We start from the raw sequence: 10,778 nt of genomic DNA on the forward strand, positions 1-10,778 counted from the left end.
AAACCTAAAAATAGCGGCTGAACATGTTCTATTCTTTGATATGGACGGAACATTAGTCAATACAAACCTCGCCAACTTTCTTTCCTACAAAAAAGCCATACTTTCCGTAACAAAATCAGAGTATTACCTAACATACAATCCTGACATACGTTTTAATCGAAATATTCTCAAAAATGCTATTCCAAATTTGACAGAAACCGAATATGAAAGAATAACCCAACAAAAAGAAGAATATTACAATGAGTTCCTACACGAGACCAAACTCATCAAAGACATGGCAGATATACTGTTTAAATACTCAAAAACAAACAAAACCGTTTTAGTGACTAATTGTCGTAAAGAGCGAGCAATAACAACACTCAAACATTTTGGACTCCAAGATACGTTTACTAATATCTTTAGTAAAGAATTTGGCGAGGATGAGAAGAAAATTAACAAATTTCAACACGCACTTCTAAAATTAGGCATACCGCCCAATTTAGTTATCGCCTTTGAAAACGAAGAAACTGAAATTGCCAATGCTAAAGAAGCAGGTATTAAAATTATTAACCCTGTAGTGGAGTAAATAATGAATCAATTTATAATAATGATGAACGAATTTTTAAGTACAGATATTCAGGCATACTACCGCTACGACTATACAACGTATAGAACAGAGGGTAATCCTGATTTCATAAATCACTTGAAAAATCAATTTGGTGATACGAATGCACCTACTTTACAAAATGCCGTAAATGATCTTAAAAAAGTAATTGAAGAAGATTTAACCACAATCAAAAAACTTCATAGTAATGTCAATCTAACTGTTTGTGTAATTCCAAGAGCAAAGGCCGAAGGCTATTATTCCGACAATCAAAGACTATTTAAGAGAGTAATTTCAAGGATAATGGGTAATATTAGCGGTTTGATAAATGGCACAAATTACATCATGCGTCATACCAATACAAGAACTACGCATATGAATAAAAATGGGCGCGGTGGAGACGGTGATATGCCTTATGTAGGTATTACAAAAGCAACCTGTCATATTTCAAGCGAAGTACAAGGAAAAGATATTTTATTAATAGACGACATTTACACAAAGGGTGTAAATATTGATGAGGATGCCATTCAATCACTAATAGATAATGGCGCAAAAAGTGTTATATTTTATGCCGTTGCAAAAACATATAAGGGGGGCGTAAAATGTAACGATCTTGATTTACCTTTTTAAAAAAACATAAACTTTTCAAACAGAAAATATGAAATACACAGATAACTCGTTAAATATCCTAACTGCCAAATCCTACAAAGGTATTGGTAATGCTTGGATTGTGAAAAATTTAAAAGGCAACGAGAGTGTTGAATCTATTGTTGCTTTACTAAACAAAACAATCAAAGGAGAACCAACAAACATTGATGAGTTTGAACGCTTAAAAAATAACTTTGAAAAAAAACTCATAGAAAAATTTGAAGATTGTTGTGATGGTTTTGTTGCATTAGGCGACCCACTTTTTCCGCAATATCGTGGTAGCGTAAAAGAAAGTGAACGACCTGTTTTTTTATATTATAAGGGAAATATAGACTTATTAAGTCTTGAAAACAAAAATATTTCAGTAATCGGACTTTTAAATCCAAAAGGCGACATAGAAGAACGAGAACGAAATATTGTTGCTCAATTTGTAAAAAATGGTGCGACAATAGTAAGTGGGTTGGCTTTTGGTTGTGACAGCATTTCTCACCAACAAGCATTGATTTCTAACGGAAAAACCGTTGCCATTTTGCCTAGCCCATTAAACAATATTTTGCCTACAAAAAACAAAGATTTAGCATTTCAAATTGTAGAGGAAGGCGGACTACTTGTTACAGAATATGGCACTGATTTTAAAAGCCCAATGGAATTAAGCAGTCGTTACAAAGAACGAGACCGTTTACAAGCACTATTTTGCGACACGATTGTTTTAGCTGCAAGTTATGCTCAAAACTCTGCTGAACGTTGGAAATTGCTCGGACAGAAACTTGATAGCGGAGCGCGTTTAGCAATGAGTTACGCAAAAGATTACAATATTCCAAGAGCAGTAATGTATGACGAGCATATTGACAAAAGCAATCCGATGTTTGATTTAAATCGAGACCTAATTAAAGAGCAGCAAGACATTACAATCATAACTCAAAACAATGTTTGTGAAACAGTCGCTAAAATATTATACAAACAACCGACAGTTAAAAGCACGACAACTTCTCATCAAGCAAGCTTATTCGGATAATAAAATCAACAGCATTTTAACGTAATCACAAGTGACTGGCTTCTATAAAACATTCACCTTATAACCCGCATACTCCCACAGTATACGGGTGACTCACTCAGACTAAGGCTTTAACTTTCTAAATAATGAGGTACGTTGCACTGTATCCATGACTGAAGGCGCTAAACGTTTAGCAGCATATAACGCCCATGCTTCGGGGCTAACAGGCACAACCGCACGATTATGTTTAATGGCACTGACAATCGCCTCAGCCACACCTTCTGGGCCATAATTACGCTTTTTATAAATATCGACAATTTTGGCTTGTGCTTGTACTGTTTCGCCATTAGTACGCATGGTTGCGACAATATTTGTGTTAATCACACCAGGGCAAATGGCACTCACCCCCACATTAAATTCGGCTAATTCAATGCGTAATGACTCACTTAAACCCATCACCGCATGTTTACTGGCCGAATAAGCCGACATATCAGGTGCAGCATAATAGCCTGCGGCAGAGGCAATATTGACAATATGGCCTCGTTTACGCTCTGCCATCGCACTGCCAAAGGCTTTGCAACCATACACTACACCCATGAGATTAATGCTCATTACCCAATGCCAATCTTCGATGGGTGTTTTTAAAAATTCACCCGATGTGGCTACGCCTGCATTATTCACCAAAATATCTAACACACCATATTGTTGATGAACACGATCAGCTAAGGCTTGCATAGCCGCCCAATCGGAAACATCAACGGTTTCACAAAAGGCTTGACCACCTTGCGCTTGAATTTGTTGTTGGGTTTCTTGTAAAGATTGTGGATTACGGTCGGTAATAATCACTTTTGCGCCTAATTGTGCCAATAACAACGCGGTCGCCCGCCCAATGCCCGAACCTGCGCCTGTTACTAAGGCTAATTGTTGATGAAATGACATAATAACCCTCTGTTTCATTTTAAAATGCAGCAAATTTAGCACTATAGTACCAATTACGCAATAACTGAATTGACAATAACTAGAGTATGATTGGTCAAGTTTTTGAGGATAATATCTATGATTCCTGCCAAATACACTAATTATGTTTTTTCGTTTTTTATGGCATTGTTAATGTCTTGTATTATGTCTTTGGTGATTACTGTTTTTAATGTTGGTTTAGTAGATAACTTATTGTTTATTTGGCTAAAAGCATGGGGATTTGCCTTTTGTGTAGCCTTTCCCACCATTAATGTTGTTGCGCCAATTGTGCGTAAATTGGTGGCTTTAGTAGTTGCTAAAGATTAAACCCCTTCGACTCCGCTCAGGGGGCGGCATTGTGTTGGTTGAGCGAAGTCGAAACCAAACCAACAAAAAATGCTTAACTGACTGGCATTAAATATATTATCCAGTTTTAAAGCTCCCTCTACTTTTTAACTTGCTCACGTTCTTGCTGATACTGTTGATAGGGTTTGGCATATTTTTGCATACATTGTTGGTATTGTTCAGCCTGTAACTTTTGACATTCAACTTGTTGGCCTTGTTGTACCGCATCATACAGCTGTTGATGACTACAAGCGGTCAAAGACAAGATGCTTATACTTAATATACTCAGTTTTAATATCACTTTTTAGACCTCACCCTAGCCCTCTCCTAACTAAAAGGAGAGAGAACACCATCACTATATACAAAAATTGTTACAAACGACTAGTATTGACTAACTCTACCGCACGCGCTCGTAATTGACCACAACCACCATCAATATCTTGCCCTGCACTATTACGTACTTTGGTTAACACACCACGACTATGTAAATATCGTACAATTTCAACAATACGCTCACCATCAGGACGTTGATAGTCATCCCCCTCTAAACTATTAAAGGGGATTAAATTAAGCACCGCATATTTGCCTTTAAATAGTTTTAAAATCGCGTCTAATTCATCTTGGCCATCATTGACACCTTTTAATAATGTCCATTGTACTTGGGTGGGATGTTTAACTAAACGTGCATAAGATTCGGCTAATTCCATCAGCTCTTGGGGAGAGATTTTGGGTGCTTTGGGGAGTAAATACTCCCGTAAATCGGCTTTGGTGGTATGTAAAGACAGGGCAAGTGCAGGTTTTACTTTTAGCGTAGGCAATCTATCAAACACACGCATATCACCCACGGTTGATAACACGAGATTTTTATGACCAATAAACGCATCTGTGCCTAAAATATCTATCGCTTCTAAAACATTATCTAAATTATGGGCAGGCTCACCCATGCCCATAAAAACCACTTTTTTGACTGGCCGACGGCGACGAGCTTGCACCACTTGCGCGACCATTTCTAGACTGGTGACTTGACGCAATAAACCACTTTTTCCCGTCATACAAAATCGACAGCCAACCGCACAACCCACTTGGCTAGAAATACACACGCCATCTCGCGGCAGCATAACACTTTCGACCATTTGACCATCGGGTAAATCTATCAACAAACGCACCGAACCATCTGCCGCAGGATGTTCGGAACGGACTCGTGCCAAATGATCTAGTTTTTTAACCAAATTCGGTAAATCTTCACGCACAGCTAAGGGTAAAAATTCAGGAATGTCTCGTCGGCCTGCGCCAGAATCTAAAGGACGGGCATCTAACCATGCGCGTAGGATACGTTGACGATGAATAAATTGTGCGCCAAGTTGGCTAAGATGTTGGTGAAAATCGGCTAAATACATAATCTATTTGAAGTTGGGGACTAAAACATCCCCATATTCTACCTTAGACGCAGCAAAAAGACTCTCTGGCATGAAAATCAGCCTCCGACCGACAATGTTGTAATGCCAAATAATAATGTTGCCCTTGCCTGTCTTCGACGACGGCTGTCACTGAATATTCAATTGGCTGTGTGGTATCTATAACTTCTGCAACACTGATTAAATCTAAACTAAATTTAGCCAGTGCTTGATGATTGCTTGTTTGCATATAAAACCATTGCCATTGTGCTTGCGTTGCACAAGTGGGCAAAATGTGTTCAGATGTTTTTATCCCCTGTCCATTGACACGCTCATGATTAAAATAAAATAAATCCGATTGCTGAGTGCTTGAACCATTAAACTCTAAATAAGCAGACTGATTTTTATTGGCGATAAATACTTCTAAGCAATTATGTTGCCATAATCCTTTAGCTTGATTTTCTGCTATTTTAACTACGGGTACTGCGGCTAAACAGTCATCTAAGCTTTGCTGACTAGCAACACGATAAAACACTTCTAACTGTTGAGCATTTTGTCTTATTACCGTTTGTATGGTCACAGGTGGCTGTTGTACTTGCTGCGGATGAGTGATTAAGGTTTTAGGCATCTTTTGTTGCAAAATATGGTCAATTTGCGGTTGTTTATGTTGAATATCTTTAAATAAGCGTAATTGCACTAAAGCTTTATGAGCGGCAGCTTGTGGCTGCGCCTCTAAACGCAAAGGATGATTTTGATGACAACCAAACAAAAAGCGAATGCCTAACTCTAAAGGCAATAAGCTAATTGCGGAGCTTAACATTTGTTTTTCTTGATCTGTCCATGCTAACAATGCAGGGGCGTAACCACGCATAAACGCACTAAATAAATTTAAGTCAAAAGTAACTTGATTAATATCACCATTTTCGGGCTGCGTATTACACAACGAGCGTAAAGCATCAGCCACATCATAGAGCCACAACCCCGTCATAATGGTATCAAAATCAATCAGTGCAATGGCTTGCTCATGCTCAAATAACATATTAGCGAGTTTTGGATCACCATGCATAATGCGTGGTTGCTGTTGCAATTGTTGCTGCCTAAAAACATCAAACTGCTTAATTAATTCAACACCTTGCTCAATAGTAGTCAAATGCTCCTTAAGATTTAAGGTGCTATCTGCCCATTGATTTTTGGTCAGTGCTTGTTGCCAATGTTGTAAATACCAAGCAGTATCATGAAAATGTGGCAAAGGTTCAATTGCGTGTTCAACTAAATCATTTAAGCCCTTAACATCTTGCACAGCCAAATGAAAATCTGCCAATATTTTACCTGCTTCAAAAGCGATAGTTTCGGTCACTTGTGCTATAGCTGTGCTATCAATCCATTTAAATAGTCTTAACGCCACTTCTTGGCCATTAATTTGACTAGGTAAATAATAATCGCCATTTTTAGTTGCAATCATTTCTAAATAGCGATGGGGATACCATTGTTTGCGCTGCGGTATATTTAAAGCGGCTAATACTTGTGGCAATTGTTGATGGGCATTTTTAGCAAAAACGGCAGACTGAGTAGGGACACATTGCAAAGCATAAACTTGACCATCAGCCAATATTTTAAAAGTTTGATTAAAATAAGAATTTAACTCACCTAAAGGCTTAATTTCGACATTTTGCCACGAGAAATGTTGTTGAAGTTGTTGGGAGAGTGCTAAGAGGTTCATAATTTTATCCATTTATATTACTTTGCTAAATTACCATATATTCTATGCCCCCTTGCACTCCCTCCCTACACTCTTTAGACTAAACCTCCCAAAAACCGCCAATATTGAACATCCAATGTCCACAAACTTTCCTGCTGACTCTGTGGGTTTGGTAAAACCCCAACGTGCTGATTTTAATCAGCCTTTGACCTTAGCTTGCGAACGTACCTTAGAGGCATACACCTTAATGTACGAAACTTATGGCACGCTCAATGCGGATAAATCCAATGCCATTTTGATTTGTCATGCCTTATCGGGGCATCATCATGCAGCGGGTTATCACAGCATTGATGACAAAAAAGCAGGTTGGTGGGATAGTTGTATTGGCCCTAATAAAGCCATTGATACCAATAAGTTTTTTGTGGTCGCTCTTAATAATTTAGGCGGCTGTCATGGCTCAACAGGCCCTTCTTCGTTTAATCCTGCCACTGGCCGTTTGTATGGCCCAGACTTTCCGTTAATGACCGTTAAAGATTGGGTGCAGTCACAAGCACGATTAATGGATTATTTAGGTATTAGTTGTTGGGCAGCGGTGATTGGTGGCTCATTGGGCGGCATGCAAGTTTTACAATGGACAGTGGATTTTCCTGAGCGGTTACGCAGTGCAGCGATTATTGCCAGCGCACCCAAATTATCAGCACAAAACATTGCCTTTAATGAGGTGGCTCGACAAGCGATTTTATCTGACCCAGACTTTCATGGTGGACGTTATTACGAACAAGACACCTACCCCAAACGGGGTTTGATTTTGGCGCGGATGGTTGGCCATATTACCTATTTATCTGACGATGCCATGAAACAAAAATTTGGCCGTGACCTAAAAACAGGTAAGTTTTTGTATGGTTTTGACGTTGAGTTTCAGGTGGAATCTTATTTGCGTCATCAAGGCGAAATGTTTTCTAAAAACTTTGATGCCAACACCTATTTATTAATGACTAAAGCTCTAGATTATTTTGATCCTGCACGCGATTATAACGATGATTTACAAGCTGCATTAAGCAAAGCAAGCTGCAAGTTTTTGATCATTTCTTTTACCACAGACTGGCGTTTTTCGCCTGAGCGTTCACAAGAAATTGTTAATGCCTTAATTGCTCAAGGCAAAGATGTCATTTACGCCGATATTGATGCGCCACAAGGCCATGATTCATTTTTGTTTCCTATTCCACGTTATGTCACCTTGTTGAAAAACTTTTTAACTCACGTTCAACACGACATTGAGGATTATCGCCATGCGTCTTGATTTACGTTTAGCAGAGCGTTGGATAAAACCAAAATCTAGAGTGTTAGACTTAGGTTGTGGTGAGGGTGAGTTATTAGCGCATTTACGTGATAACTTTGCCATTCGTGGTTATGGCTTAGAAATTGACGAAGATAAAATCAATGCTTGTGTTGCTCGTGGTGTGAGCGTCATTCAACAAGACTTAAATAAAGGCTTGGGTAACTTTGCTAATAACAGCTTTGATAGCGTGATTATGACCCAAGCCTTACAAGCCGTTGAACAACCCGATAAACTGTTAAAAGATATGTTAAGAGTGGGTCAACAAGCGATTATTACCTTTCCTAACTTTGCCCATTGGAAAACACGCGGCTATTTGTTTTTTAAAGGCAAAATGCCCATGTCCGAAGCCTTACCCTACTCTTGGTACAATACGCCGAATATTCATCTTTGTACCTTTAACGACTTTGAAGAATTATGTGAGGCTTTAGGGATTCGTATTCTTAATCGTTTAGCGGTTGATGATGAACAAAAACGCTCATTTTTAACCAAGCGTTTTCCCAATATTTTAGGTGAAGTGGCGATTTATCGAGTGAGCCGTTAAATGGCTATTCCCGATTTTCAAAGTTTAATGCTGCCTTTGCTTAACTTCTGCGCGTCGGGAGCAGAAGTTAAAAATAGTGATGCGATTGAATACCTTAGCCAATTATTTCGGCTAAGCAAACAAGAGCGCAGCCAAAAATTGTCCTCTGGCCAACAAAAAACCTTTGATAATCGGGTGGCTTGGGCGAAAGCCCATTTAAAAATGGCAGGATTATTAGAAGCAACTCAACGTGGGGTGTTTAGAATTACTGCTGAGGGTCAAAGGCTGTTAAGCGCACCGCCACCATTATTGAATTTAGCTTTTTTACAAACGATTCCTGCCTATCAATATGCTAAAAGCAGTCGTCTCCCTGAGGCATTAAGTCCTTTACGACCTGTTCGTGACACTCAAATTCAAACCCCACACGAAATTATTGAAACCGCCTATCAGGATTTAAGCTTTCGATTGGCTGATGAGCTATTAGATAAAATTAAAAATAATACACCTGCTTTTTTTGAAAAATTAGTGGTCGAGTTGTTATTAAAAATGGGCTATGGCGGCACACGGGCTGATGCTGGTGCGGCGATTGGCAAAAGTGGTGACGAAGGCATTGATGGTATTATCAAAGAAGATCGTTTGGGTTTGGATGCTGTCTATATTCAAGCCAAACGCTGGAAAGACACGGTTGGTCGCCCAGAAATTCAAAAGTTTGTCGGCGCATTACATGGTCAACGTGCCAAAAAAGGCATTTTTATCACCACTTCACGCTTTTCGCAAGAAGCCGAAGACTATGTGGCTAAAATTGATAATAAAATTGCCTTAATTGATGGTAAGTCTTTATGCCAATTAATGATTGAATATGACATTGGTGTCTCACCCGAAGTCAGTTACACCATTAAACGTATTGATTCGGATTATTTTGAGGAAGATAGTTAACGATATATTCTTAACAATTTTCCGTTATTTTCATCGGTTAACACATAAATCCAACCATCTAAACCTTGGCGTACATCACGTAAACGCATATCTAACGGCATTGCATGGCGATGAATAATTTTATTATCTTTGACTTCCATGCGCCACAAGGTTTGTCCTGCCAAAGAACCACTAAATAATTGTCCTTGCCATTCAGTAAATCCTTTGCCTGTATAAAATAACAAACCTGATGGTGCGGTTGAGGTTGGCTGCCATGTAATTAATGGTTGCTCCATACCCTCCTTTTTTTGGCCTTCGCCAATTGCTTCACAACTACCATATTCACAACCATAAGTAATGATTGGCCAACCATAGTTTTTGCCAGCTCTGACTATATTAATCTCATCCCCTCCTTGAGGGCCATGTTCACTTGCCCACAACTCACCTGTTTGTGGATGCAAGGTAGCTCCTTGAATATTCCTGTGACCATAACTCCAAATATCTGCTTTGGCTTGAGCATGTTTAACAAAAGGATTATTGGATGGGATACGGCCATCATCTAATATTCTAATAACCTTACCATTATGACGAGTTAAATCTTGAGCATAGCCTCGTTGGTCGGCAGTTTGTCTATCACCTAAAGTAATAAATAAACTACCATCTTTAGCAAACACTAAACGACCACCAAAATGACCACTGCTCGCGACTTTGGGCATTTGTCTAAAAATAACTTCAAAATTAGTTAATTTTTTATTAATACTATCTAATTTAGCTCTCGCCACTGCTAGGCCATTAATATTGGCTTGTTCGGGTTTAGTTGCTTCCACATAACTCAGATAAATCCATTGATTTTTATCAAATTGTGGATGTAAAACAACGTCCAATAAGCCACCTTGTCCGATTACAGTAATTTTAGGTAAACCGTTAATCATAGTACGTTGTTGATTATTGGCACTTAACCACCATAATTTACCACCGCGCTCCGTGATTAATTTTGCACCATCAGGTAAAAATGCCAATGACCACGGATGATTAAAATTTTCAGCAACTACCTCTACTGATGGAAAATCATGGATAATTTTTTGATGCCAAAAATTTGCTATTACTTTTTGCTGTGCCGATAGAATTACTACGACTAATATAATTAATACATAGTAATATTTTTTATTCTGATAACTAGCCATATAATAAACTCTAATAAAAATTTAATATATCAATTGTAGGTGGCATCGCAAATCGTAAGGGCAGCCCTACCATGCCAATACCACTGGTAATAAATAACTGATTATTATTGTCTAAAGCATACATTCCTCTTTTATACCCTTGCGTAGTCAGCAGATGTAAAATTTTTTCTGTCAAAATCGGCAAATTGACCTGTCCGCCA

At 38.6% G+C, this 10,778-nt stretch carries 12 protein-coding genes and 1 pseudogene; 7 read left to right on the forward strand and 6 right to left on the reverse strand.

What is annotated here, in order from left to right; genetic code table 11:
* The 3 genes from Q0212_RS10175 to Q0212_RS10185 form a co-directional block, all read left to right on the forward strand.
* The coding region (locus Q0212_RS10175) for an HAD family phosphatase (RefSeq protein ID WP_297925076.1) at positions 1-565 on the forward strand (565 nt) is incomplete at its 5' end.
* Between the two features lie 3 nt (positions 566-568).
* Positions 569-1,213 (forward strand): amidophosphoribosyltransferase, encoded by a 645-nt coding sequence (locus Q0212_RS10180; protein WP_297925078.1) that lies wholly within the window; start codon positions 569-571, stop codon positions 1,211-1,213.
* A gap of 28 nt (positions 1,214-1,241) precedes the next feature.
* Positions 1,242-2,246 carry a DNA-processing protein DprA gene (locus Q0212_RS10185; protein ID WP_297925080.1) on the forward strand — a complete coding sequence of 335 codons (1,005 nt, stop codon included), beginning with the start codon at positions 1,242-1,244 and terminating at the stop codon, positions 2,244-2,246.
* 102 nt (positions 2,247-2,348) lie between these two features.
* Here the strand turns inward: Q0212_RS10185 and Q0212_RS10190 are convergent, their stop codons facing one another.
* Complete coding sequence (locus Q0212_RS10190; RefSeq protein ID WP_297925082.1) at positions 2,349-3,164, reverse strand: SDR family NAD(P)-dependent oxidoreductase; 816 nt, start codon at positions 3,162-3,164, stop codon at positions 2,349-2,351.
* A 117-nt stretch (positions 3,165-3,281) separates the two neighbouring features.
* Between Q0212_RS10190 and Q0212_RS10195 the strand changes: the two genes are divergently transcribed.
* Complete coding sequence (locus Q0212_RS10195; protein WP_297925084.1) at positions 3,282-3,509, forward strand: DUF2798 domain-containing protein; 228 nt, start codon at positions 3,282-3,284, stop codon at positions 3,507-3,509.
* 118 nt (positions 3,510-3,627) lie between these two features.
* Here Q0212_RS10195 and Q0212_RS10200 read toward each other — a convergent pair whose 3' ends face one another.
* The 3 genes from Q0212_RS10200 to Q0212_RS10210 form a co-directional block, all read right to left on the reverse strand.
* Entirely contained in the window at positions 3,628-3,786 is a 159-nt protein-coding gene (locus Q0212_RS10200; RefSeq protein WP_297925086.1) for a hypothetical protein, read from the reverse strand.
* 112 nt (positions 3,787-3,898) lie between these two features.
* A complete protein-coding gene (locus tag Q0212_RS10205; RefSeq protein ID WP_297925089.1) occupies positions 3,899-4,924 on the reverse strand; it encodes an RNA methyltransferase in 1,026 nt (341 codons plus the stop codon).
* Between the two features lie 43 nt (positions 4,925-4,967).
* A complete protein-coding gene (locus Q0212_RS10210; RefSeq protein ID WP_297925091.1) occupies positions 4,968-6,641 on the reverse strand; it encodes a phosphotransferase in 1,674 nt (557 codons plus the stop codon).
* A gap of 115 nt (positions 6,642-6,756) precedes the next feature.
* On the opposite strand from Q0212_RS10210, the gene Q0212_RS10215 reads away from it, so the two are divergent.
* The 3 genes from Q0212_RS10215 to Q0212_RS10225 are packed head-to-tail and all read left to right on the forward strand — an operon-like array spanning position 6,757 to position 9,415.
* Positions 6,757-7,920: a homoserine O-acetyltransferase gene (locus Q0212_RS10215; protein ID WP_297925093.1), complete on the forward strand. Its 1,164-nt coding sequence runs from the start codon at positions 6,757-6,759 to the stop codon at positions 7,918-7,920.
* Complete coding sequence (gene metW, locus Q0212_RS10220) at positions 7,910-8,500, forward strand: methionine biosynthesis protein MetW (protein ID WP_297925096.1); 591 nt, start codon at positions 7,910-7,912, stop codon at positions 8,498-8,500. The genes Q0212_RS10215 and metW overlap by 11 nt, the downstream gene beginning before the upstream one ends.
* Complete coding sequence (locus Q0212_RS10225) at positions 8,501-9,415, forward strand: restriction endonuclease (RefSeq protein ID WP_297925098.1); 915 nt, start codon at positions 8,501-8,503, stop codon at positions 9,413-9,415. It begins immediately after the preceding gene.
* Here the strand turns inward: Q0212_RS10225 and Q0212_RS10230 are convergent.
* Both Q0212_RS10230 and Q0212_RS10235 read right to left on the reverse strand, forming a co-directional pair.
* On the reverse strand, positions 9,412-10,578 hold the full coding sequence (locus tag Q0212_RS10230) for a PQQ-dependent sugar dehydrogenase (RefSeq protein ID WP_297925100.1): 1,167 nt from the start codon (positions 10,576-10,578) through the stop codon (positions 9,412-9,414). The genes Q0212_RS10225 and Q0212_RS10230 overlap by 4 nt on opposite strands.
* 10 nt (positions 10,579-10,588) lie before the next feature.
* Positions 10,589-10,778 (reverse strand): annotated as a pseudogene (locus Q0212_RS10235) (phosphohydrolase); the annotation flags it as partial.

The organism is uncultured Agitococcus sp., from assembly GCF_937920075.1.
In the GTDB taxonomy this organism is placed as follows: domain Bacteria; phylum Pseudomonadota; class Gammaproteobacteria; order Pseudomonadales; family Moraxellaceae; genus Agitococcus.

Excerpts from the sequence above, each read along its gene's own strand:
- Q0212_RS10180 (WP_297925078.1), top strand. The coding sequence starts at position 569 with ATGAATCAATTTATAATAATGATGAACGAATTTTTAAGTACAGATATT.
- Q0212_RS10185 (WP_297925080.1), top strand. The coding sequence starts at position 1,242 with ATGAAATACACAGATAACTCGTTAAATATCCTAACTGCCAAATCCTAC.
- Q0212_RS10190 (WP_297925082.1), bottom strand. The coding sequence starts at position 3,164 with ATGTCATTTCATCAACAATTAGCCTTAGTAACAGGCGCAGGTTCGGGC.
- Q0212_RS10195 (WP_297925084.1), top strand. The coding sequence starts at position 3,282 with ATGATTCCTGCCAAATACACTAATTATGTTTTTTCGTTTTTTATGGCA.
- Q0212_RS10205 (WP_297925089.1), bottom strand. The coding sequence starts at position 4,924 with ATGTATTTAGCCGATTTTCACCAACATCTTAGCCAACTTGGCGCACAA.
- Q0212_RS10210 (WP_297925091.1), bottom strand. The coding sequence starts at position 6,641 with ATGAACCTCTTAGCACTCTCCCAACAACTTCAACAACATTTCTCGTGG.
- Q0212_RS10215 (WP_297925093.1), top strand. The coding sequence starts at position 6,757 with ATGTCCACAAACTTTCCTGCTGACTCTGTGGGTTTGGTAAAACCCCAA.
- metW (WP_297925096.1), top strand. The coding sequence starts at position 7,910 with ATGCGTCTTGATTTACGTTTAGCAGAGCGTTGGATAAAACCAAAATCT.
- Q0212_RS10225 (WP_297925098.1), top strand. The coding sequence starts at position 8,501 with ATGGCTATTCCCGATTTTCAAAGTTTAATGCTGCCTTTGCTTAACTTC.
- Q0212_RS10230 (WP_297925100.1), bottom strand. The coding sequence starts at position 10,578 with ATGGCTAGTTATCAGAATAAAAAATATTACTATGTATTAATTATATTA.